This is a genomic window from Kineococcus anabasis (assembly GCF_054590795.1).
On the sequence record NZ_BAAIHU010000011.1, the window covers coordinates 76,618 to 97,964 of the forward strand.

The window sequence follows — 21,347 nt, forward strand, 5'->3', positions numbered from 1 at the left end:
TCACGAGATGTCGATGACGAGGCGTGACCCTTCTGCGTCCGGTCCTTGCAGTCCCGCTGGTGTTCGCCCTCACCGGAGCCGGCGCGACGGTGGCGATGCCCGAGCTGACCGAGCACTCCCACCAGAAGCACCTGCGCGAAGCGGTGGAGGTGGCGCGCGGTCTGCAGGCACCCTTCGGCGCGGTGGACTCCACCGTCTGCAACGGCGACGGTCAGGTGGCGTGCTGGGAGAGCCCCGAGCCCGTCAAGGTCGTGGCCACCAAGCTCGCCCGCGGCATGGACGTCCAGGCCGACAAGGCAGCGGCTATCACCTGCGAGCAGGTTCCGGTGGGCACCACCGGCGCGCACCTGTCCGCTGACTCCTGCTTCGTCAGGGTCCGCTTCGGTAGCCATGGCACCTTCGCCTTCGTCGAGCCCCTCGTCGAGCGCGACGACACCGGGATTGCTTCCGTCGTCGGTACCCGCATCAGCCTCAGCGCCGCCTGACCACCCGGCTCCACGCCGCCCGGCACCGCGCCTGACCAGCGGCATGTGCGGGCGCGCCGTGGGGCGGCGAGCTGGACTGTCGTCCGCCGACCTCGCGCACGGGACGCAGCGAGCCGCCGTGGCTGTACGCCAGCACGGTGCTGTACGCCAGCACGGTGATGCCCGGCTCCAGCTCCTTCTGCAGCTCGTGCGCCAGCCGATGCCTCTCTCGGGTCCAGCGCTGGAGCACCTCGGCGGCGACGGGCACGTGGACGTCCCAGGATTCCCACTCATCGCGCCAGGCATCCGGCTGAGCCCGCGACTGTGCCGAGACAGCCAGCCGGTCGATGTCCACCGGGCGCCGCCACCGGCGCAGCGCCGCGTCCTCAGGCGTCCGAATGGTGGTGTCCTCACAGAACTCCACGCCGAGGTGCACCTCCACGGGCAGCGCCTCGTCATCTTCCATGAGTCCGGTCTGGCCGGGGCCCACTTCGCGCTCCTCGGCGGAGGGGTGAGGTCGGCGCGCGGTCATGATCGGGCACTGGATGCGGGCAGGGTCGGATGTTCGATATGGGCCATGACCGCGCCGGTAAGGGCATGACCGAGGACGCGTGCGCCTGTCAGACTTCCGCGGTGGCTGTCCACCATCCTGCGACGATCGTCCCCACCAAGCTGGAACTGTTGCAGGCGTGGGTACCCCACCAGCCGTGGCTCGGCGACGCTGATGCCTCCACCCTGACCAAGCTCGGCTCCTACCGCTTCGACGACCCCGACGGTGAGGTCGGCATGGAGACACACCTGCTCGCCACCGCCGACGGCCAGGTCCTGCAGGTGCCGCTGACCTACCGGGGTTCTCCCAGGGCGGGCGCGGAAGACTCGCTGATCACCACCATGACGCACACCACGCTCGGCGACCGCTGGATCTACGACGGCTGCCACGACCCCGTTTACGTGCGCGCACTGGTCACCACGATCCTGACCGGCGGGCGCGAGGCCGACCTGTACGCCGCCACCGACACCGGTCTGGTGCTGGAGCCGGCGACGACGCACGTGCGCGGCAGTGGATCGCTGCCGACCGCCGACGTTCCGGTCCTGACGTCGCCGGTGGTCGGCCACGCCGGGACGACGACGACCATCGACGTCGGCGTCAGGCTCACCCTGCCGCGGGTCGTGCTCGCCACGACGCCGGGAGCGGGGGCGGGTGCTGCGCTGAGCGGGACGTGGCCCGGGCAGGGGACCCCCGTCGTCTTGGCGACCGTCGACGGCCGTGCCTGATCGGACGTGCATCCGGCACGGCGACCATCGCCGCGGCGCAGCGTGTCAGGTGCTCGTGAGCAGATCCGCGGTGCGGCCCAGGTGAGCGTGTCGGCGTCCGGTGGAGACGTGCGCGTGGGTGGGTACGGGATGCCGCCCGTGCGCAGGCGTGCCTCGGCGGTGATCGTGTGCGGTGGCGCAGAACTCATGGTCAGTGAAGCCACCCACAGCAATTCCGGTCGCCACGACGGGCCGTCCTACCTCACCCTGCCTGGCGGGGGCGTCGGCGAGTCGCGTCCGGGCGTCCACGACGAGCCGTGCGAGTGCCCCGAGGTGGTCGCGCTGGAATGGGTGCCGATCCCCGTGGTGTGCTCGCTGGCCGAGACGCCCTCGCAGCTGGCGGAGTTCTTGCTCGATCTGCGGCACGGCTGACTGGCGCCGGCGCCACCGTTCACTGCGCCCGTAGGCATGCGCGGGCGACCATATCGGCGTCAGAGCACCAGGAGCGGCAGGCTGAGTGCATGAGCTTGTCCGCGCTGCTGCGTGATCTGCCGGTTGATGTGGACCTGCGGGCTCAGACGGAGCTGGGGTGCCCTCCACAGTTCCTGACCATCGAGGGCGTGCGGCGCACTCGCGGACGGGCGCTGGCGTCGGCTGAAGCCGTCACTCACGCGAAACGGGGTCGCCCCGCCTACGTGCTCACCTTCGGCAAGTGCTCCCAGGTGCCGCCAGAACTGCTGGCAGCGGTACTGGATGATGAGGACTTCCAGTTCAGCGCCCGATGCGATGAAGCAGACATCCGCATGTACGGACAGCGCCACCCCGGCGAGCCGGACACCCGACTCGTCGTGGCCACCATCGCCCTACGCGTCGAGTGATCGAGAGCCGGACCGCTCCAGCGCCCGCAGCGCGGTCAGCGGTCGGTTGGGCGGCTGCTGATCGGATATCCGGACGGTGAGGAGGAAGTCCTCACCGTCCGATGGGATCACGGCACCGGTCCGCAGGTCCTCCAGGTGGCCGCCGTCCTCTGGATCGTTGCCGCACAGGGCGTGCCCGCTTGGCAGCCGCAGGATCGGCCAGGTGACCCCGCCGCCCTGGACGACCTGGATGTCGATCACTCGTCCTCGGATGCGCTCGACGGGTCCGAGGTCGTGGTGGCTCTCGATCAAGTGCACCTGGCCGTCGGGACCTGTCCAGCGGAGGCATTCAAGATCGACGATCTGACCGCGTTCCACGGAGGACCCGCAGCACTGGTGCTCCCAGCCACCTACCTCCACCACCACGTCCACGCGAGCAACCTAACCGTGTGCCCCGGGCGGCCCACACCGCGCCCGCAGGGCGGCACGCGCGGGCGACCTGCACCGAGGCGTGGTGGCTAGTACGTGCCTGACAGTGCCGCGGTGTGTGCGCCTGACCGGCCGCGGCGGCGCTGGAGACCCGCATGGATGAGCCAGGTCGAGAGGGTCAGCACCAGGGCGGCGACCGTGCTGAGGAAGGCGAGCACGATCGCGCCGATGATGCCCAGGGGGTCGCTGTACACCACGACCGGCACGGCGACGGCGTTGAAGGGGATGAGCACCGCCGGCAGGACCGGCCAGGGGCCGATGCGGAGGGTGCCGACCACGGCCGTGGTGACCAGGAGCACCAGCAACGCCAGGAGAACCCAACCCACCCACGACGGCCACGAGGAGTCGTCGGGGCCGATCGACAGAGCTAGACCGAGGAACGCGGGAAAGGCCGCACCGGACGCGGCGACCCCCAGCATCCACGCCACGTCCCGCCCCTGACGACGGCGCACAGCCTGTCGAGTCTCAGACATCGCCGGAGTTCCCCACACGGTCATCCCTGGCACGATCATCGTTGGTCGGGCCGGCCGCCGCCTGATCGACCAGAGGGCCGCACCGGGTCAACCGCTCGCCCATCGGCAGGACCGGACCCCGACGCCGGTCATGATCGCGCCCGCGGGGCGTCATGAGCGACGCGCCCGCAGGGCGGTGTGAGCGGCACCCGGTAGCATCCGGTCGCGATCACCGCTGGGGGACCTGAGAGTGGACCCGGCACCCGCCCGGGTGCCGCTTCGACGATCTTGAGGAGTCCCCTGTGGGCATCGAGGACATCAAGCAGAAGGTCGGCGGCGCGGGCGTCGAGAAGGCCAGCGACGCGGGCATCGAGAAGGCCGGCGACGCCGTCGAGGCCAAGACCGGCGGCAAGGGCGGCACCATCGTCGAAAAGGGCGAGGACGCCGTCGACCAGCGGATCGGCGAGTAGTTCCTCCGCAGCGGCGCGGTCCGGTGCCCCCGGACCGCGCCGCCCCCGACGGGGTGGGCCGCGGCAGCAGGACCTGACGACGTACTACGAGAACTCGTCCTGCGGATCAGGGAAGCATCCCGAGCCGGCCATGGTCACGCCTGACCAGCGGCAGAGCCGGACATCGGTCGGGGGACGTCAGCCCGGAAGCAGAGCCTGTCGGGCGCGGGCGAGCAGCCCGGCTGGGTCGTGGAGGGTGCGGTGTCCGTCGCGGAGGACGCGATGGGTGCCCCGGTCCAGGGGGAGCTGAGCCCAGGAGGGTGGGACCAGGCCGATCTCCACCAGGAGACCGGAGCGCAGCCGGAAGCGCCGCTCCAGCAGCGGTCCCCAGGTCGCTGTCCGGACGAGTCGGCTTCCTGGTCGCATGCTCAGGAACCAGCCGGTGTCGGCAGCCAGGTGCGCGAACGCGGGCGTGAGCACGACGAGATCGACGTCACTGGCCATGCGGGCTCGCCCGTGGGCGTAAGAGCCCACGAGGGCGACCGCTTCCACGTCGTCGTGTCCTCGCGCCCAGCTCGTGACGTCTGTGAGCAGCCGCTCCACCTCTCGGTGGCGTCCCTTCAACCGCGCGCTCATCCAGGGATCATCCCGAGGTGAGCGCTGCCATCGGAACACCCGCTCATCGGTGCGGACGTTCCAGCACCCACCACGATCCGCAGGACACGCCCTAGTCGTGCACCCGCTCGCCCGCCCCCGCCGCGTCCTGCCGCTGCGGCGCCGTCCAGCTCGCCAGCAGAGCCAGCGCCTGCCGCGACGCCGAGCCCGGCTCGGCGCTGTGCACGACGACCACCTGCTCCACCGGGCCGGGCAGCAGCAGGTGCTCCACGGACAGCTCCAGCGGCCCCACCAGCGGGTGGTGCAGGCGCCGGACGCCGTGCAGGCGCGAGTAGACGCGCTGGCTGGCCCACCAGCGCGCGAACTCCTCGCTCACCACGGACAGCTCCCCCACCAGCGCGGCGATCACCGGGTCGCAGGCGTCCTTGCCGACCTGCCGGTGCAGCACGGCCACCGCGTCGGCGGCGACCTCCTCCCAGTCCACGAACAGCTCCCGCGCCGCGGGGTCCGTGCACAGCCAGCGCACGATGTTGCGCCGGGCGGCGGGCATGGCGTCGAAGTCCGCGAACACCGCGCGCCCCAGCGGGTTGCTCGCCAGCACCTCCCCCCGGCTGCCGAGGACGTACGCCGGCAGCCCCTCCAGGCTGTCCAGGAGCTGGCGCACCCCCGGCCGCACGTGCTGGGTGGCGCGGGCGCGGCTGCGGCCCGTCCCCGCGGAGGGCCCCACGAGGTCCCGCAGGTGCGCCACCTCCACCTCGTCCAGGCGCAGCGCCCGCGCGATCGCGCTGAGCACCGACTCGGAGACGTTCAGGGCGCGTCCCTGCTCCAGGCGCGTGTAGTAGTCCACGCTGACCCCGGCCAGCGAGGCGACCTCCTCCCGCCGCAGACCCGGCACCCGCCGCGCCCCCGGCGCCGCGGGCAGCCCCACGTCGGCCGGGGAGACCGCCGACCGCCGCGCCCTCAGGAAGTCCCGCACCGCGTGCTCGCGTCCCATGCGCCCAGTATCGGCGCAGGCCGTGCCCGCGCCCGGTCGTGCGGGAGGCCCGGTGGGCCGGGCGGGGAGCGGATCAGCGCACCGTCACGGGGAAGCACCCTCCGACACCAGGTGGTTCACTGGGGGTCACGTCGGCGACGAGATGACAGGAGCGGCGCACCCGCGCCCGGACCGGAGGTCGAGGGCCCTTGCTGCAGGTGGTCCTGCCTCCCAGGCCACGGTCCGTGGCGGTGGCCCGGTGGCTGCTCACGGAGTGGTGCAGCCCGTGGGTGGAGGCCGGCGATCTGGACGCCGACCTCGTGGAGCGCGCCGAGCTGCTGGTCTCCGAGGTCGTCACCAATGGCGTCGTCCACGGCTCCGGCCTGGTGCGGATGGCGGCCCGCATCGGCCCGCAGTTCCTGCACGTCGAGGTCGCCGACGAGGGCGGCGGCATGCCCCTGGTGGCCGCCCAGCGCAGCGACGCCGAGCACGGCCGCGGCATGGCGATGGTGGAGATGCTCAGCTCCCGCTGGGGTACCGAGCTCGGCGTGGGGCCGCTCGGCAAGACCGTGTGGTTCGAGCTGCGCCCGCTGACCGTCTGAGCGGCACCGTCCCCGGGGCCGCACCGGGTGGCAGCGGAGAGCTCAGCGCACCGTGCGCGGCCGGCCCGCCGCCCAGCCCGCACCGGCCTGGACGAGGGACAGCGCGAGCAGCAGCGCCAGCGGGGCCTCCCAGCCACCCGTCGCGCCGTTCAGGACGCCGACGACCACGGGGCCCGCCGCGGCGAGCAGGTAGCCGACGGCCTGCGCCATGCCCGACAGCGCCGCCGCGCCCCGCGCGTCCGCCGCGCGCTCGCCCAGGAACGACAGGGCCAGCACCACCGAGGTGCCCATCCCCAGGCCCAGCAGGACGCTGGAGAGGGCCACCGCGGCCGGGGCGAGGAGGAGCAGGCCGAAACCGGCCGCGGTGAGCAGCGAGCACGCCACCGCCGGGGCCACCCGGGAGCGGCGCCCGCGCAGCAGCAGCGGCACCGAGCTGCTGGCGAGCAGGCCCGCCACCTGCAGGAGGAACAGCTGCCACCCCGCGGCCACCGCGTCCAGGCCGGCGCGGTCACGCAGCAGCGTCGGCAGCCACGCCAGGGCCACGTAGAAACCCACCGACTGCAGCCCCATGAAGGCGCTCACCTGCCAGGCGAGGCCGGAGCGCCAGGGCATCCGGGCCGGGCCCGTCCCCGGCACCGCGCCGGTCGCCCCGCCGGTCGCGGGCCTCCCGGCCGGGCCGAGCCGGATCCGCGCCCACACCGCCACCGCCAGCAGGGCGGGCAGCGCCCACACCGCCAGCGCCGTGCGCCAGCCCCCCGGCGCGGAGTCGGCCAGCGGCTCGGCCGTGCCCGAGGAGAACGCCGCCCCCAGACCCATCACCACCACGTAACCGCTCGTCAGGGCCGCCACGCGCGCCGGGAACTCCGAGCGCAGCAGGGCGGGCAGCAGCACGTTCGCGACGGCGATCGCCACCCCCACGAGCAGCGTGCCGCCGTACAGGGCGCCCACCCCCGCGGCCCCGCCGGCCGGGACCCAGCGCAGCCCCGCCCCCGCGCACATCGCCGCCAGCCCCGCCAGCAGCGTCGCCCGGTTCCCCCAGCGGTGCGCCACCCCCGGTACCACGGCCGAGGCGCCCGCGAACGCGAGCAGCGGCAGCGCCGTGAGCAGCCCCGAGGCGGAGGGGCCCAACCCCAGCTCGGCGTCGATCCGCGGCAGCAGCGGGCCCACCCCCGTGATCGGGGAGCGCATGACGGTGGCGACGAGGACGAGGCCGGCGAGCAGCAGGGGGATCCGGGAGCGGGGCATCGCCGTCCATCGTCACCCGGGGGACCCGCGCCCGCCCCCGCACGCCCTCCCGGACCCGGGGACGACGGCGGGAGCGGCGCGTACCCGCGGCGCCGGCCGCCGGGTCACCAGCGGTGGGCGACGTCCACCACGAGCCGGTCGGTGTCCCCGGGACCGTCGAGGACCTGCACCCGGAACGGCAACCGCGCCCGCACGCCCAGCCCCACGGTGGTGTTCCCCTCGAACGTGCTGCCCCAGCCGACCTGCCGGAACGTGCGGAACCCCCGCACGTCCACCACCTCGGCGGGGTCCGCGGGCACGAACGTCGAGCGGCCGTCCTCGTCGTGGGCGGGCGCGGTGGCCACGACCTCCAGGCGCGCCCCGCCGCGCAGGGGAACGGGATCCCCGGAGCCGTCCGCGCGGACCTCGCGCACGTAGCGGACGAAGTGACCGGGCAGGCCGCCGTCCACGTCGACGACGAGACGGTCGAAGCACGCGTGCCGCCCGGCGCGGACCCCGGCCACCTCCCCGCGCGGCACGGCCCGCGAGACGTCCTCCGGCTGCGAGCCCCACCCCGTGGGGCACACCACCGCACCCGCCGGCGGGGCCGGGACCACCCACGCCAGCGATGCCAGCACCAGCGCGGGAACTCCCCGCCGCGCCCGGGTCCGGTTGCCGCCCACGACGACTCCTCCCCGCGGCGCCACCGGGGTGCACCGTCGCACCGGGCGCGGCGCCGACCTCCCGATCATCCTCCGCGCGGGCCCACCGCACCAGGGTCCCGTCCTGCGGTACACAGGCGTCTCCACCCGCGGCACGGAGGGAGCGCGACGGTGACGGGGTACCCCGTGGGAGAACCGCACGAGGAGGGCCTCCTCGACGTCGGCGACGGCCACCGCCTGTGGTGGTGCGCCAGCGGGAACCCCGCCGGCACCCCGGCGGTGGTGCTGCACGGCGGGCCGGGCAGCGGGTCCAGCCCGGCGTGGCTGACGGTGTTCGACCCGGCCCGCTACCGGGTGGTGCAGTTCGACCAGCGCGGGTGCGGCCGCAGCACCCCGCACGCCGCCGAGGACCCCGCCGCCCTGACCGCCAACACCACGGCGCACCTCGTGGCGGACGTGGAGCGGCTGCGCGAGCACCTCGGCGTGGAGCGCTGGCTGGTGCGCGGCGCCTCGTGGGGCTCGACGCTCGCCCTGGCGTACGCGCAGGCCCACCCGGGACGGGTCCGCGCGGTGGTGCTGTCCGCGGTCGCCACCACCACCCGCCGCGAGGTGCGGTGGGTGACCCGGGAGATGGGCCGGGTCTTCCCCCGCGAGTGGGAGCGGTTCCGCGACGGGGTTCCCGCGGACGCGCGCGACGGGGACCTCGCCGCCGCGTACGCCCGGCTGCTGCGCGACCCCGACCCGCGGGTGCACGAGCGGGCGGCGCGCGACTGGTGCGCGTGGGAGGACGTCCACGTCTCCCTGGTACCCGGGTACCGGCCGGACCCGCGCTACGACGACCCGGGGTTCCGCCTGGCGTTCGCGCGGCTGGTGACGCACTACTGGTCGCACGCGGCGTTCCTCGGGGAGACGGAACTGCTGGACGGGACGCCCCGGCTGGCGGGGATCCCCGCGGTGCTCGTCCACGGCCGCCTCGACGTGAGCAGCCCGCTGGAGACCGCGTGGCACCTGCACCGCGCCTGGCCGGGCAGCGAGCTCGTCGTCGTGGGGGACGGCGGGCACGGCGGCCCGCGTTTCGCCGAGCACCTCGCGCGCGCCCTGGACGGGTTCGCGGACACGGCCTGAGCTCAGCGCCCCGCGAGCGCGGCCCGGAGCCGGTCCCGCACGCCCGGCCACTCCGGGGCGAGCACCGAGTAGAACGCGGTGTCGCGCACCGTCCCGTCGGCGGCGGTGCAGTGCGCCCGCCGCACGCCCTCCGGCCGGGCCCCGAGCCGCTCGATCGCGCGGCGGGAGCGGGTGTTGCGGGCGTCGGTGCGGAAGCACACCCGCAGCGCGCCCCACACCCCGAACGCGTGGGTGAGCTGGAGGAGTTTGACCTCCGTGTTGACGCCGGTGCGCTGCGCCGAGGCCGCGTACCAGGTGCTGCCGATCTCCAGCACCGTGGGCGGCAGGTCGTCGGAGGGTCGCGGCGCCACCGCGGGGGGTGGCCCCGTCGCGGGCACGACCTCCAGGTCCCAGAACCGGGTGGTGCCCACGACGCGGCCGTCCGCGAGGCGGCGCACCGCGTGGGCGAGGCAGCCACCGGCGGCCTGCACGTCGAGGGCGTCCAGCACGTACCGCCGCGCCTCCTCCTCGCCGTCGGGCACCCGGGTGAAGGCGTAGGCGGAGCGGTCCCCGGCGGCCGCGGCGGCCAGCCCGGCGACGTGCTCCGGCGCCAGCGGTTCCAGGCGCACGCGGGTTCCCTGGAGGGTGGGGACGGTCAGCACCGGGCGAGGATGCCACGGCCCGGGCGCGGCCCCCTCAGCCGGCGGAGCGCTCCCGCCGCAGCCACAGCAGGCCCAGCACCGGCAGGACGAGGGGCACGAACAGGTAGCCCTGCCCGTAGACCGACCACACCGTCGCGTCGGGGAAGGCGGCCCGGTCGGCGAGGCTGAGGGTGCCGACGGTGAGCACCCCGGCCAGCTCGACGCTGCAGGAGGCCCACGCGAGCGTGCGCCACACGCGGCCCCGCCGGGCGAGGCCGAGGGTGGCGAGGACGTAGACGAGGGCCGCGAACGCGGACAGCGCGTAGGCCAGCGGCGCCTCCCCGAAGCGGGTGGCGATCTGCACGGCGGCGCGGGAGGTGGCGGCGACGGCGAAGAGGCCGTAGAGCGCGACGAGGACCCGGCCGAGCCCGCGGTGGTCCTCGCGGTCCCGGCCGCCCGGCCGTGCGCTCACCGCTGCACCTGCCACAGCAGGAGCATCCGGTAGGCGACGACGGCCAGGCCGAGGCAGGCGACGGTGAGCACGAGAGGGCTGTAGCGGGAGCGGTCCGCCAGCGACCACAGCGCGGCGGCGGGCAGCAGGAGGGGGGCGAGCACGAGGTAGGCGACGGCGGTGACCGTCTCCGCGGGGCGGGTGCCGTCGAGCGCGTCCACGGCGAGCGCGACGGCGAGGACCAGCAGCGCCAGCTCGGTCGCGGCCAGGGCCACCAGCAGCGGCAGGCCGACCCGCCGGGCGCGCGCGGCGAGGACCCCCGCCCACGACGCCGAGCCGAGCGCCAGGACGCTCACCACCGCCACCAGCGCACCCGTCACACCGGCACTCTAGGCGGCGCCTCCAGCTCGGCCGAACCACCGCCGTGACCCTCCGCGACGGCCCGCGGTGCGCGACCTGCCCGTTCGGCCTACCCGGTGGTGCCGTGGAGCACAACGGGTGAAAGTGCGTGCACAGAACTTGGTTGAGACTTCATCCTTCTGGTGCTGCCCAGTGCACCGCGACGGCGATGGCTGCTCCAGGGCGCCCCCCGGTCCGCGCCGGACCGGACCACCACCTCCCGAGGAGACCGCCCTCTCATGCCCAGCTCCACCACGCCGAACCCCGCCTCCCCGCGCCGGGCCGCCCGCCGCTCCGTCCCCCCGCTCGTGGTGCTGGCCCTCGCCGCCGGCCCGCTCGCCTCGCCCGCGCTCGCCGCCGACACCACCGCCCCGGCAGCGGTGCGGGGCATGGTGACCAGCTCGGACAGGTCGCGGGCGAAGCTGGACTGGACGGGCAACACCGAGAAGGACCTCGCGGGTTACCTCGTGTACAGGGCGACCTCCCCGGGCGGGAACTTCACCAGGCTCACCGCGGCGCCCCGCACGTCCTCCGACTACAGCGACACCACCGCCCCCGCCGGCTTCCCGTCCTACTACCGGGTGAGCGCCGTGGACACCAGCGGCAACGAGTCGGCCCCCGTCTCCGCGACCGTCACCCGCAAGGACGGCGTCGCCCCCGCCGCGCCGAAGGCCCTGACGGCCGTGCGCACCGCCGCGGGTGTGGTGCTGGAGTGGGCGGACAACACCGAGGCCGACCTCGCCGGGTACGTCGTCTCCCGCGCCTCCACCTCCGGCGGTACGTACACGAGGCTCACCGCCACCGCGCTGACGGCCTCCACGTTCACCGACACCACCGCCGCGGCCGGGGTGAACCACCACTACCGCGTCACCGCCGTCGACCACGGCGGGTACGCCTCCTCCACCGCCTCCGTCGCCGTGCTGCTGCCCGACACCACCGCCCCGGCGGCGGTGCGCGGCGCGGTGACCTCCGCGACGACCAGCGGCGTCAGGCTCGACTGGGCCTCGAACGGCGAGTCCGACCTCGCCGGCTACCACGTCTACCGCGCGTCCTCCGCCGACGGGGAGTTCACGAAGCTCACCGCGGCGCCCCGCACCTCCTCCGACTACACGGACACCACCGCCCCGGCCGGCGTCGTCTCCCACTACCGCGTCACCGCGGTGGACCGCGCCGGCAACGAGTCCGCCGCCGTCGCCCTCAGCGCCACCCGCCCGGACGGCGTCGCCCCCGCCGCGCCGAGGTCGCTGACCACCACCGGGACCGCCACGGGCGTCGTCCTCGACTGGGCCGACAGCACCGAGGCCGACCTCGCCGGGTACGTCGTCTCCCGCGCCTCCAGCTCCGGCGGCACCTACACGAGGCTCACCGCCACCCCGGTGACGGGCTCCACCTACACCGACACCACCGCCCCCGCCGGCGTCGTGTCGTACTACCGCGTCAGCGCCGTCGACACCAGCGGCAACACCTCCGCCACCGCCTCCGCCACCGGCGCCCCCGCCGACCTGCTCGCACCGGCACCGGTGACGGGCATGGTCACCTCCGCCGACACCTCCCGCATCAAGCTGGACTGGACCGGCAACACCGAGCGGGACCTCGCCGGGTACCTGGTGTACCGCGCGTCCTCCGCCGACGGGGAGTTCACGAAGCTCACCGCCACCCCCCGCACGTCGTCCGACTACAGCGACACCACCGCCCCCGCCGGCGTCGTCTCCCACTACCGCGTCACGGCGGTGGACCGCAGCGGCAACGAGTCCGCCGCGGTGACGGTCAGCGCGGTGCGCCGGGACACCACCGCCCCCGCGGTCGTGACCGGTCTGAGCGCCAGCGGTGACGCGAACGGCGTCGTGCTCGACTGGGCCGACAGCACCGAGGCGGACCTCGCCGGGTACGTCGTCTCCCGCGCCTCCGGCGCAGGCGGCACCTGGGCCAGGCTCACCGCCACCCCGGTCACCGGCTCCGCCTTCACCGACACCACCGCCCCCGCGGGCGTGGTCTCGTACTACCGCGTCAGCGCCGTCGACACCAGCGGCAACACCTCCGCCACCGCCTCCGCGAGCGCCCGGCGCACCGACACCGTGGCCCCGGCCGTGCCCGCCGGGCTGGCCGCGGAGCGCGCGACGTCCGGCACGGGCCTGTCCTGGTCCGCCGTCGGCGACGCCGACCTCGCCGGGTACGTCGTGTACCGCTGGTCCACCGAGGCCGGGCCGCTGACCGGCCAGAAGCTCACCGCGAGCCCGCTGCGCGCCACCACCTTCGCGGACACCGGCGCGGAGGCGGGCGTGGGCTGGTCCTACGCCGTGGCCGCCGTCGACACCAGCGGCAACGAGTCCCCGACGTCCGAGCCCGTCGCGGTCGCGGCGGTCGACGTGACCGCCCCCGCCGTGCCCGGCGGCCTCACCGCCACCGGTTCCGCCGGTGCCGTGGAGCTGGACTGGGCGGACGGCACCGAGCCCGACCTGGCCGGCTACCTCGTCTCCCGCGCCCCCGGCGCGGAGGGGGCGGAGTTCACGCCGCTGACCACCACCCCGGTCACCACCTCCGCGTTCACCGACACCACCGCCGTTCCCGGAACCGCCTACCGCTACCGGGTGACGGCCCTGGACACGACGGGCAACGCGTCCACCGCCGTCGAGGTCCAGGGCACCCGCCCGGTCGAGAAGGTCCCGGTGGCCGGCGCGGACGTCACCGTGGCCGCCGACGGCTCCGGCGACCACACCACCATCGCCGCGGCCCTGGCCGCCGCACCCGCCGGGAACGCCCCGTTCGTCATCGGCGTCCGGCCCGGCACGTACCGCGAGACCCTCGCCGTCACCCGCGCCGGCGTGACCCTCCTGGGCGCCACGGCGAACGCCTCCGACGTCGTCATCACCTACGGCAACTCCGCGGGGACCCCGAAGGCGGACGGCACCGGGACCCTCGGGACCTCCGGCAGCGCGACGGTGCTCATCAGGGGCAACGACGTGACGGTGAAGAACCTCACCATCCAGAACGACTTCGTCGAGACCGGTGCCGCCGGCGAGCAGGCCGTCGCCCTCAAGACCGTCGGGGACCGCCTGGTGTTCGACAACGTCCGCCTGCTCGGCGACCAGGACACCCTCTACGCCGACTCCCCCGGCGCGGGGGTCCTGGCCCGCTCGTACTACGTGAACTCCTACGTCGAGGGTGACGTCGACTTCATCTTCGGCCGCGGAACCGCCGTGTTCGACCGCTCCACGATCAAGGCCGCCACCCGCGGCAGCACCTCGAACAACGGCTACATCACCGCGCCGAGCACCGACCGGTCGCTGACGTTCGGGTTCCTCGTCACCGACAGCACCATCACCAGCGACGCGCCCGCCGGGACGTTCTCCCTCGGCCGCCCCTGGCAGCCCAGCGGTGACGTCAACGCCGTCGGCCAGGTCCTCGTCCGCGACACCGAGCTGCCCGCGGCCGTCAGGTCCAGCCCCTGGACGGACTTCGGCACGAGCGCCTGGCGCAACGCCCGGCTCTCCGAGTTCGGCAACAGCGGTCCCGGTGCCGGCACGAACGCCGACCGGCCGCAGCTGAGCGCGGCCGAGGCGGCGAGGTTCACCAAGTTCACCTACCTCGCCGGTGCCGACGGGTGGAACCCCACCGGGCAGACCCCGCCCCCGCCGCCCGCCGACACCACCGCCCCCGCCGTCCCGGCCGGCCTGGGCGCCGAGGCGGCCGACAGCTCCGTGGCGCTGACCTGGACCGCGGTGGGCGACGGCGACCTCGCCGGCTACAACGTCTACCGGTCCACCGGGTCCACCGTCGCGCTGACGGACGCGAACCGGCTGAACCCGGCCCCGCTGACCGCGCCCGGCCACACCGACCGCACCGCCGCCAACGGCAGCAGCTACACCTACGTGGTCACCGCCGTCGACAGGGCCGGCAACGAGTCCGCCGCCGGCACCGCGGTCACCGCCAGCCCGGTCGGGGTGGCGCTGCCCGCCCACGACGTCCTCGTCGCGGCCGACGGCTCCGGGCAGCACACCTCGGTGCAGGCCGCACTCGCGGCCGCACCGGCCGGTACCGCGGCGAAGCCGACCGTCATCGCGGTCAAGCCCGGCGTCTACAGGGAGATGATCACGGTCTCCCGGAACTTCGTGACGATCGTCGGCACGACCGGCAGGGCCTCCGACGTGGTCCTCACCTACGACAACGCCGCCGGCACGACCGTCCCGGGCACGACCACCACCTACGGCACCGGCCGGAGCCAGTCGGTGCTGATCTCCGGCAGCAACGTCACCGTCCGGGACCTCACCATCGAGAACTCCTTCGACGAGGCCGCGGTCGTGCTGTCCGGCGAGCAGGCCGTGGCGCTGAAGACCACCGGCGACCGCCTCGTCTTCGAGAACGTCCGCCTCCTGGGCAACCAGGACACCCTGCTGGTGGACTCCCCCGACGCCCCGCGGGTCGCGCGCTCGTACTTCTACGACAGCTACGTCGAGGGCGACGTGGACTTCATCTTCGGTCGCGGCACCGCCGTGTTCGACCGCAGCACCATCCACGCCCTGTCCCGCGGCAGCAACAGCAACAACGGCTACATCACCGCGGCCAGCACGTCCGACAAGAACCCCTACGGGTTCCTCATCACCGACAGCACCATCACCTCGAACGCCCCCGCGGGCACGTACTCCCTCGGCCGGCCCTGGCGCGGCTGGGCCGACGGCTACACCGTCGGCGGGGTCGTCCACAACTCCCGCGGGCAGGTCACCATCCGCAACACCGCCCTGCCCGCCGCGGTCCGCACCACCCAGCCCTGGGCGGACATGAGCCCCAACCTGTGGACCGACGGCCGCTTCTCCGAGCACGGCAACACCGGCCCGGGAGCGGGTGTCAACGCCAACCGCCCGCAGCTCTCCGACGCCGACGCGGCCGGGCGCACCGCCCAGGCGTACCTCGCCGGCACGGACGGGTGGAACCCCGTCCGCTGATCCCCGCGCGACACCGGGTGGCCCCCGCACGGATCCGTGCGGGGGCCACCTGCGTCCCCGGGCGCGTCGGGTGCGCCGTCCGCGGCGCCCGGGCGGGCGCGGTCCTCAGGAGCGGGCCAGGGCCAGCACCGCCCACGTCCCGGCGAGCGCCGCGAGCACCGCGGCGGCGGCCGTCGCGGCGAGCACCCGCCCGTCGGCGTCCCCGGAGCGGCGGTCCCGGTCGCGGCGGGAGGCGCCGTGGTGCAGGAGCGCCACCAGCGCCAGGCCGGTGGCGGCCGCGCAGACCGCCGCGATCCCCAGGCCCTCGACGAGCAGGCGCACCACGACCGCCGCCGCCACGACGAGGGCGAGGACCGTCCGCTGCCACGACAGGGCGGTGCGCTCGCGCTGCGCACCCGGCGGGGCCTGCCGCGGGGGCCTCACCGCAGCACCGTGCCCACGAGCAGCAGCAGCACCGCGAGCAGCACCCCGGCGGCCAGCGGCCCGGCCAGCACCGGCGCGGGCAGCGGCTCGGCGCGGCGCACCGCCCGCTCGGTGCGGGCCCAGCCCCGCCACGCCTGCACCGGCGCGGCGACGGCCAGCGCCAGGAGCACCAGGCTCGCGGCCAGGCGCAGGCCGGGGTGCACGGGCACCCGCAGCGCCTCCAGCGCCACCCCGGCCGCCAGCAGAGCCAGGGAGGTGCGGATCCAGGCGAGGAAGGTGCGCTCGTTGGCCAGGGAGAACCGGGCGTCCGGCTCGGAGCCGGTGCCGTACACGCTGCGGGGCCGGCGGCGATCCGGCCGCGCGGGGAGCTGCGAGGGCTGCTGCGGCACGTCGGCAGCCTGCCGCACGGCCGGGCGGGCCGCAGACCGCCCCCGCCCCGGCGTGGCACCGGCCACGCGACAGGGGCAAGATCGAGCCATCCGCTCCCGCAGCGGCCGACCAGGAGACCCGCCACCCGGAAGAGGACCCGATGACGCACCCCCGCGCCGGCAAGTTCGCCGAGGCGAGCGACCTGATCGACGTCGCTCACGTGGTCACCCGCTACTACACGGTGCAGCCCGACCCCGAGGACGTCGCCCAGCGCGTCAGCTTCGGCACCTCGGGCCACCGCGGCTCCAGCCTGGACGGCGCGTTCAACGAGGCGCACATCCTCGCGACGACGCAGGCGATCGTGGAGTACCGCCGCGACCAGGGCTACGACGGCCCGCTGTTCCTGGGCCGGGACACCCACGCCCTCTCGGAGCCGGCGTGGACGACGGCGCTGGAGGTGCTCGCCGCGAACGACGTGACGGTCCTGGTGGACGCCTCCGACCGGTACACCCCCACCCCTGCGATCTCGCACGCGATCCTGCGCGCCAACCGCGAGGGGGGCGGCTTCCGCTCCAGCGGCCTGGCCGACGGCATCGTCGTGACCCCCTCGCACAACCCGCCCCGCGACGGCGGCTTCAAGTACAACCCGCCGAGCGGCGGTCCCGCGGACACCGACGCCACGAGCTGGATCGCCGACCGCGCCAACGAGCTGCTCGCCTCGGGCCTGGACGGGGTGCGCCGCATCCCGTTCGGCCGGGCGCGCCGGGCGGCGGAGTCGTACGACTTCCTCGGCACCTACGTGGACGACCTGCCCTCGGTCCTCGACATCGACGCGATCCGCGGCGCACGGGTGCGCATCGGCGCGGACCCGATGGGCGGCGCGAGCGTCGACTACTGGGGCGCCGTCGCCGAGCGGCTCGACCTGGACCTGACGGTCGTGAACCCGCTGGTGGACCCGACGTGGCGGTTCATGACCCTCGACAGCGACGGCAAGATCAGGATGGACTGCTCCTCGCCGAACGCGATGCACTCCCTCATCGACCGGCGCACGGAGTTCCAGATCTCCACGGGCAACGACGCCGACGCGGACCGCCACGGCATCGTCACCCCCGACTGGGGGCTGCTGAACCCGAACCACTTCCTGGCCGTCGCCATCCAGTACCTGTTCTCCTCCCGCAACGGCTGGCCGGCGAACGCGGCGGTCGGCAAGACGCTGGTGTCCTCCTCCCTCATCGACCGCGTGGTGGCGGGCCTGGGCCGGCGGCTGCTGGAGGTGCCCGTCGGGTTCAAGTGGTTCGTGCCGGGCCTGCTGGACTCCTCCGTCGGTTTCGGCGGGGAGGAGAGCGCCGGGGCCTCGTTCCTGCGCAAGGACGGCTCGGTGTGGACGACGGACAAGGACGGCATCCTGCTGGCGCTGCTGGCCGCGGAGATCCTCGCCCGCACGGGCCAGACGCCGAGCCAGCTGTACAAGCAGCTCACCGAGCGCTTCGGGGAGCCGGTCTACGTGCGCAGCGACGCCCCGGCGACGCGGGAGCAGAAGGCGGCGCTGGGCAGGCTGTCGGCGGAGCAGGTGAGCGCGACGACGCTGGCGGGCGAGCCGATCCTGTCGAAGCTGACGGAGGCGCCGGGCAACGGGGCACGCCTCGGCGGCCTGAAGGTCGTCACGGAGAACGCGTGGTTCGCGGCGCGCCCGTCCGGCACGGAGGACGTGTACAAGATCTACGCGGAGTCCTTCCTGGGCGGTCAGCACCTGCGGCAGGTGCAGCACGAGGCGCAGGAGCTCGTGGACGGGGTGCTGTCGGGCCGCGGCGGCGACGGTGCGGGCATCCCGGTGTCCGCGGCGCTCGCCGGGGCCGCCGCGGGCGTGAGCGCGACGGACACCGCCACGGACACCGCCACGGACACCGCGACGGGTGACGCCACGGGCCCGGAGGACGGGGAGGGCCGGGAGACGCTCGACCTCACCGCCACCGAGGTCACCGACGCCGCGCAGGAGGAGGGCCAGGGCATGCCGTACGGGCTGATGGGGTCGATGCGGACGAAGCCCGGGACCCGCGAGGAGGTCGTCAAGATCCTCCTGGAGGAGGTCGAGGCCCTGCACTCGGTCGGCTGCTACCAGTACGTGGTCGGGGAGCTGGAGAACGACCCCGACACCATCTGGATCAGCGAGGTGTGGGAGAGCAAGGAGGCCCACGAGGCGTCGCTGCAGCTGCCCGCGGTCCGCGACGCGATCACGCGGGCGATGCCGCTGCTGACCGGTGAGTTCTCCAGCCACGAGGTGCGGGTCGTCGGCGGCCTGGGGATCTCCTCGGGCGCGGGGCTCTGAGGCCCGCCCGGCGGCCGGGTCCCGGAGGCCCGCCCCCGGCGCCGGGTTCCTGACACCGGGTTCCTGACACCGGGTTCGCAGGACGAGGACCGACGGGGGCGTTCCGCCCGTGACGCTGCGGCGTCCGGGCCGGGACGCCCCCGTCGGTCGTTCCGGGGCGTCCAGGCGGTATCGCGCCGACACTGCGTACCCGCGAGAGGACCAGCTGCACATCGCATCACCCGTTCGGACCACTCCCGCGCGCGGTGGTGCTGTCCCCTCAGCAGGGTGACGGGCGTGCCCTCCCTCATGACCCGCACCCTGTTGCTGCTCGCGGCCCTCGCCACGGCCGCCGGGGTGGTCTGCCTGGTCGTCGACGGGTGGCGCAACGCCGCGTTGTTCGCCGGGGTCGCCCTCGTCTGCACCGGGGCCCTGCAGTTCCGCACGGACGCGCCCGCCGGGGCCCGCGACCCCCGGGACAGCAGCGCCGACCAGCCCATCGGCGGCTGACGGGGCCCGTCCGCGCACCGCACACTGAGGCCCCGCACAGCCCGGCACCGGAGAGGGAGCATGCCCGAGAGACCGCAGGACCCCACCCCACCCGTCTCCGGCCTGCTGCGAGCCCTGCGCCGCGCCCAGCTGCTCCGCGAGCGGGAGGCCGCCGCCCTGCGCCGGCGGCTGCGGGGCCTGCGCCCCCGCCCGCCCCAGTCCATGCCGGTGCCCCGCGTGGCCCAGCGCCCCGGGTCCTCCCGCACCATCGCCCGCCCCGGCGGGAACGACGAGCCGCTGCCCGGCTGACGCCGCCCACCGGCTCCTACCCTCGTCACCGTGGAGGCAGCCGAGCACAGCGCCGGGACCGGTGACGCCGGCGAGGACGCCACCGCGTTCGCGCTCCGCGCGGCACGGGCGGCGGGGCACCCCGGCGGCTCGGTCGGCCGCCCGGACGTCGAGGGTGGCGAGAACTCCGTGACCGTGCTGGGCACCGGGGCCGGGCGCGTCGTCGTGCGCTCCCCCCTCCCGGGGCACACCTGCGACCTCGACCTCGAGGTCTGGTGCGCCCGGCGGGCCGCGGAGCACGGGGTCGGAGCGGCGGAGGTGCTCTGGCTGGGCGAGGTGGACGGGCGACCCGTCCTCGTGCAGCGCTACGTCCCCGACGCCGGGACCGCGGAGGTGCCGGCGGCCGAGCGGTGGCGGGTGCTCGGGCAGCTCGCCCGGCGGACCGCCCGCGTCCCCCTGCCCCCCGACGCGCCGGCCGGGCTGTTCTCCCGCTTCGGCCGGGACCTGCCCACCGCGTGGGTCGCGCACGTCGGGTACAACCTCGACGCGCTGGACGGCGACGACCTCCTCGTGACCCTCGGCGTCCACAGCGCCGCGGAGCGCGGGCCGCTGCGCGACCTGCTGGCCGAGGCCCGCGAGCTGCGGCTGGACTTCGGGCTGGTGCACGGCGACCTCGCCCCGCGCAACCTGCGCGTGGTCCCCGGCGCCGCGCCCGTCCTGCTGGACTGGGGCTCCGCGACCACCGGTCCCGTGCCCTTCACCGACCTGGTCCACCTGCTGCGCAAGCGGTCCGAGGTGGGCGAGCCGAGCGGGGAGCACCTCGCGGCGTTCCTGGACGGCTGGGGTGAGGCGGTGGAGGGGCGCGCGGTGGCCCTGACCCGGCTGGTGAGCTCCCTGGACCTGGTGCGCTGGGCGCTCGACCGGGCACCCGGCCGCGTCGCGGAACAGGTCCGCGTCGCCCGCCGGGAGGTGCGCCGTGCCCTGCCCCTCGCGGGCGGCGCGTGAGCCTCAGGAGCCGAAGTCGGTGCCCGCGCTCAGCTCCCGCCACTTCTCCAGCTCGGCGCGCTGGGCGTCGAGGACCCCCTCGAACGCGGCGAGCGCGTCCGTGCCGAGCAGCAGCAGCGCGGGCGGCTCCGGTGCCTCCACCGCGGTGATGACGGCCCGCGCCGCCTTCGCCGGGTCCCCCGGCTGGGTGCCGTGGACCCTGTCGCGCTCCTTGCGCCGGGGCCCGGCCGTGCCGGCGTAGTCGGCGATGGGCTCGGCGGACTGCGTCAGCGACCGGCCCGCGAAGTCGGTGCGGAAACCTCCCGGCTCCACGACGGTCACGCTGATGCCCAGCGGCTGGAGCTCGCTGCGCAACGAGCCGGACATCCCCTCCAGGGCCGCCTTGGCCGCGGCGTAGTAGCCCGACCCCGGCGGGCAGATGCGCGCGCCGATCGAGGAGACGTTCACGATGGCGCCGCTGCGCCGCGAGCGCATCCCCGGCAGCACCGCCTTGATCGCGGCCACCGCGCCGAAGAAGTTCGTGGCGAACAGCCGCTGCACGTCGGCCTCGTCGCCCTCCTCGACCGCGGCGCGGTAGCCGTACCCGGCGTTGTTCACCAGGACGTCCACACCGCCGAAGCGCTCCCCGGCCAGGCGCACCACCTCGGCCACGCGCGCGGGGTCGGTCACGTCCAGCGCCAGCGGCAGGGCGGTGCCGGGGTGCGCACCGGCCAGGTCCTGCACCGTCGTGACGTCGCGGGCGGTGACCACCGCGTTGTCGCCGTGGTCGAGCACCGCCTCCGCGAGCGAACGGCCGAGGCCGGTGGAACAACCGGTGATGAGCCAGGTGCGCATGCCCGGATCCTCCCCCCGGGCAGCGGGCCGCGCCACCCCCGCGCGCCACCCCTGCGCG

25 protein-coding genes and 1 pseudogene are annotated in these 21,347 nt (G+C 75.1%); 13 read left to right on the forward strand and 13 right to left on the reverse strand.

Features of this window, described 5'->3' with window-relative positions; translation table 11 throughout:
- Window positions 1–23: 23 nt before the first annotated feature.
- Complete coding sequence (locus ACYQBY_RS17990; protein WP_459645260.1) at window positions 24–485, forward strand: hypothetical protein; 462 nt, start codon at window positions 24–26, stop codon at window positions 483–485.
- Here ACYQBY_RS17990 and ACYQBY_RS17995 read toward each other — a convergent pair.
- Window positions 472–954 carry a hypothetical protein gene (locus ACYQBY_RS17995; RefSeq protein WP_459645261.1) on the reverse strand — a complete coding sequence of 161 codons (483 nt, stop codon included), beginning with the start codon at window positions 952–954 and terminating at the stop codon, window positions 472–474. The genes ACYQBY_RS17990 and ACYQBY_RS17995 overlap by 14 nt on opposite strands.
- Window positions 955–1,097: 143 nt before the next feature.
- Between ACYQBY_RS17995 and ACYQBY_RS18000 the strand changes: the two genes are divergently transcribed.
- From ACYQBY_RS18000 to ACYQBY_RS18010, 3 genes are all read left to right on the forward strand, one after another.
- On the forward strand, window positions 1,098–1,739 hold the full coding sequence (locus ACYQBY_RS18000; RefSeq protein ID WP_459645262.1) for a CG0192-related protein: 642 nt from the start codon (window positions 1,098–1,100) through the stop codon (window positions 1,737–1,739).
- Between the two features lie 138 nt (window positions 1,740–1,877).
- Window positions 1,878–2,150 (forward strand): hypothetical protein, encoded by a 273-nt coding sequence (locus tag ACYQBY_RS18005; protein ID WP_459645263.1) that lies wholly within the window; start codon window positions 1,878–1,880, stop codon window positions 2,148–2,150.
- A gap of 89 nt (window positions 2,151–2,239) precedes the next feature.
- Window positions 2,240–2,596, forward strand: coding sequence for a hypothetical protein (locus ACYQBY_RS18010; RefSeq protein ID WP_459645264.1), 357 nt, complete (start codon window positions 2,240–2,242; stop codon window positions 2,594–2,596).
- Here the strand turns inward: ACYQBY_RS18010 and ACYQBY_RS18015 are convergent.
- Window positions 2,582–3,007 carry a hypothetical protein gene (locus ACYQBY_RS18015; RefSeq protein ID WP_459645265.1) on the reverse strand — a complete coding sequence of 142 codons (426 nt, stop codon included), beginning with the start codon at window positions 3,005–3,007 and terminating at the stop codon, window positions 2,582–2,584. The two genes, ACYQBY_RS18010 and ACYQBY_RS18015, sit on opposite strands and share 15 nt — an antisense overlap.
- An 86-nt stretch (window positions 3,008–3,093) precedes the next feature.
- On the reverse strand, window positions 3,094–3,516 hold the full coding sequence (locus tag ACYQBY_RS18020) for a hypothetical protein (protein ID WP_459645266.1): 423 nt from the start codon (window positions 3,514–3,516) through the stop codon (window positions 3,094–3,096).
- A gap of 302 nt (window positions 3,517–3,818) precedes the next feature.
- On the opposite strand from ACYQBY_RS18020, the gene ACYQBY_RS18025 reads away from it, so the two are divergent.
- Window positions 3,819–3,986: an Rv0909 family putative TA system antitoxin gene (locus tag ACYQBY_RS18025; protein ID WP_459645267.1), complete on the forward strand. Its 168-nt coding sequence runs from the start codon at window positions 3,819–3,821 to the stop codon at window positions 3,984–3,986.
- 177 nt (window positions 3,987–4,163) lie between these two features.
- Here ACYQBY_RS18025 and ACYQBY_RS18030 read toward each other — a convergent pair whose 3' ends face one another.
- Both ACYQBY_RS18030 and ACYQBY_RS18035 read right to left on the reverse strand, forming a co-directional pair.
- On the reverse strand, window positions 4,164–4,601 hold the full coding sequence (locus tag ACYQBY_RS18030) for a nucleotidyltransferase domain-containing protein (protein WP_459645268.1): 438 nt from the start codon (window positions 4,599–4,601) through the stop codon (window positions 4,164–4,166).
- A 91-nt stretch (window positions 4,602–4,692) separates the two neighbouring features.
- A complete protein-coding gene (locus ACYQBY_RS18035; RefSeq protein WP_459645269.1) occupies window positions 4,693–5,574 on the reverse strand; it encodes a helix-turn-helix domain-containing protein in 882 nt (293 codons plus the stop codon).
- 197 nt (window positions 5,575–5,771) lie between these two features.
- Between ACYQBY_RS18035 and ACYQBY_RS18040 the strand changes: the two genes are divergently transcribed.
- A complete protein-coding gene (locus tag ACYQBY_RS18040; protein ID WP_459645366.1) occupies window positions 5,772–6,155 on the forward strand; it encodes an ATP-binding protein in 384 nt (127 codons plus the stop codon).
- Between the two features lie 42 nt (window positions 6,156–6,197).
- Here ACYQBY_RS18040 and ACYQBY_RS18045 read toward each other — a convergent pair whose 3' ends face one another.
- Both ACYQBY_RS18045 and ACYQBY_RS18050 read right to left on the reverse strand, forming a co-directional pair.
- Window positions 6,198–7,400 carry an MFS transporter gene (locus ACYQBY_RS18045; RefSeq protein WP_459645270.1) on the reverse strand — a complete coding sequence of 401 codons (1,203 nt, stop codon included), beginning with the start codon at window positions 7,398–7,400 and terminating at the stop codon, window positions 6,198–6,200.
- A 104-nt stretch (window positions 7,401–7,504) separates the two neighbouring features.
- Window positions 7,505–8,062: an AMIN-like domain-containing (lipo)protein gene (locus tag ACYQBY_RS18050; protein WP_459645271.1), complete on the reverse strand. Its 558-nt coding sequence runs from the start codon at window positions 8,060–8,062 to the stop codon at window positions 7,505–7,507.
- 150 nt (window positions 8,063–8,212) lie between these two features.
- Here ACYQBY_RS18050 and pip point away from each other — a divergent pair, with 150 nt between their 5' ends.
- Window positions 8,213–9,166, forward strand: coding sequence for a prolyl aminopeptidase (pip, locus tag ACYQBY_RS18055; RefSeq protein WP_459645272.1), 954 nt, complete (start codon window positions 8,213–8,215; stop codon window positions 9,164–9,166).
- A gap of 2 nt (window positions 9,167–9,168) precedes the next feature.
- Here pip and ACYQBY_RS18060 read toward each other — a convergent pair whose 3' ends face one another.
- The 3 genes from ACYQBY_RS18060 to ACYQBY_RS18070 are packed head-to-tail and all read right to left on the reverse strand — an operon-like array spanning window position 9,169 to window position 10,617.
- Window positions 9,169–9,807 carry a GNAT family N-acetyltransferase gene (locus ACYQBY_RS18060; RefSeq protein ID WP_459645273.1) on the reverse strand — a complete coding sequence of 213 codons (639 nt, stop codon included), beginning with the start codon at window positions 9,805–9,807 and terminating at the stop codon, window positions 9,169–9,171.
- A gap of 34 nt (window positions 9,808–9,841) precedes the next feature.
- Complete coding sequence (locus ACYQBY_RS18065; protein ID WP_459645274.1) at window positions 9,842–10,258, reverse strand: hypothetical protein; 417 nt, start codon at window positions 10,256–10,258, stop codon at window positions 9,842–9,844.
- Window positions 10,255–10,617: a hypothetical protein gene (locus tag ACYQBY_RS18070; RefSeq protein ID WP_459645275.1), complete on the reverse strand. Its 363-nt coding sequence runs from the start codon at window positions 10,615–10,617 to the stop codon at window positions 10,255–10,257. Before ACYQBY_RS18070 ends, ACYQBY_RS18065 begins: the two co-directional genes overlap by 4 nt.
- 258 nt (window positions 10,618–10,875) lie before the next feature.
- Here ACYQBY_RS18070 and ACYQBY_RS18075 point away from each other — a divergent pair, with 258 nt between their 5' ends.
- Window positions 10,876–15,576, forward strand: coding sequence for a pectinesterase family protein (locus ACYQBY_RS18075; protein ID WP_459645276.1), 4,701 nt, complete (start codon window positions 10,876–10,878; stop codon window positions 15,574–15,576).
- A 105-nt stretch (window positions 15,577–15,681) separates the two neighbouring features.
- On the opposite strand, the gene ACYQBY_RS18080 is transcribed toward ACYQBY_RS18075, so the two are convergent.
- On the reverse strand, window positions 15,682–15,999 hold the full coding sequence (locus tag ACYQBY_RS18080) for a DUF202 domain-containing protein (RefSeq protein WP_459645277.1): 318 nt from the start codon (window positions 15,997–15,999) through the stop codon (window positions 15,682–15,684).
- Window positions 15,996–16,388: a YidH family protein gene (locus tag ACYQBY_RS18085; protein ID WP_459645278.1), complete on the reverse strand. Its 393-nt coding sequence runs from the start codon at window positions 16,386–16,388 to the stop codon at window positions 15,996–15,998. Before ACYQBY_RS18085 ends, ACYQBY_RS18080 begins: the two co-directional genes overlap by 4 nt.
- A gap of 140 nt (window positions 16,389–16,528) precedes the next feature.
- Between ACYQBY_RS18085 and pgm the strand changes: the two are divergent.
- From pgm to ACYQBY_RS18110, 5 genes and pseudogenes are all read left to right on the forward strand, one after another.
- Window positions 16,529–18,169, forward strand: a pseudogene (pgm, locus tag ACYQBY_RS18090) (phosphoglucomutase (alpha-D-glucose-1,6-bisphosphate-dependent)); the annotation flags it as partial.
- 222 nt (window positions 18,170–18,391) lie between these two features.
- A complete protein-coding gene (locus ACYQBY_RS18095) occupies window positions 18,392–18,694 on the forward strand; it encodes a putative quinol monooxygenase (protein ID WP_459645367.1) in 303 nt (100 codons plus the stop codon).
- Window positions 18,695–18,970: 276 nt separating this feature from the next.
- Window positions 18,971–19,183: a hypothetical protein gene (locus ACYQBY_RS18100; RefSeq protein ID WP_459645279.1), complete on the forward strand. Its 213-nt coding sequence runs from the start codon at window positions 18,971–18,973 to the stop codon at window positions 19,181–19,183.
- A 60-nt stretch (window positions 19,184–19,243) separates the two neighbouring features.
- Window positions 19,244–19,471, forward strand: coding sequence for a hypothetical protein (locus tag ACYQBY_RS18105; RefSeq protein WP_459645280.1), 228 nt, complete (start codon window positions 19,244–19,246; stop codon window positions 19,469–19,471).
- A 30-nt stretch (window positions 19,472–19,501) separates the two neighbouring features.
- A complete protein-coding gene (locus ACYQBY_RS18110; protein WP_459645281.1) occupies window positions 19,502–20,455 on the forward strand; it encodes a phosphotransferase family protein in 954 nt (317 codons plus the stop codon).
- 3 nt (window positions 20,456–20,458) lie between these two features.
- On the opposite strand, the gene ACYQBY_RS18115 is transcribed toward ACYQBY_RS18110, so the two are convergent.
- Window positions 20,459–21,289: an oxidoreductase gene (locus ACYQBY_RS18115; protein WP_459645282.1), complete on the reverse strand. Its 831-nt coding sequence runs from the start codon at window positions 21,287–21,289 to the stop codon at window positions 20,459–20,461.
- Window positions 21,290–21,347 lie beyond the last annotated feature (58 nt).

Coding starts and splice junctions, on each gene's coding strand:
- ACYQBY_RS18105 (WP_459645280.1), top strand. CDS start 19,244: ATGCCCGAGAGACCGCAGGACCCCACCCCACCCGTCTCCGGCCTGCTG.
- ACYQBY_RS18030 (WP_459645268.1), bottom strand. CDS start 4,601: ATGAGCGCGCGGTTGAAGGGACGCCACCGAGAGGTGGAGCGGCTGCTC.
- ACYQBY_RS18115 (WP_459645282.1), bottom strand. CDS start 21,289: ATGCGCACCTGGCTCATCACCGGTTGTTCCACCGGCCTCGGCCGTTCG.
- ACYQBY_RS18010 (WP_459645264.1), top strand. CDS start 2,240: ATGAGCTTGTCCGCGCTGCTGCGTGATCTGCCGGTTGATGTGGACCTG.
- ACYQBY_RS18035 (WP_459645269.1), bottom strand. CDS start 5,574: ATGGGACGCGAGCACGCGGTGCGGGACTTCCTGAGGGCGCGGCGGTCG.
- ACYQBY_RS18075 (WP_459645276.1), top strand. CDS start 10,876: ATGCCCAGCTCCACCACGCCGAACCCCGCCTCCCCGCGCCGGGCCGCC.
- ACYQBY_RS18045 (WP_459645270.1), bottom strand. CDS start 7,400: ATGCCCCGCTCCCGGATCCCCCTGCTGCTCGCCGGCCTCGTCCTCGTC.
- ACYQBY_RS18095 (WP_459645367.1), top strand. CDS start 18,392: ATGGGGTCGATGCGGACGAAGCCCGGGACCCGCGAGGAGGTCGTCAAG.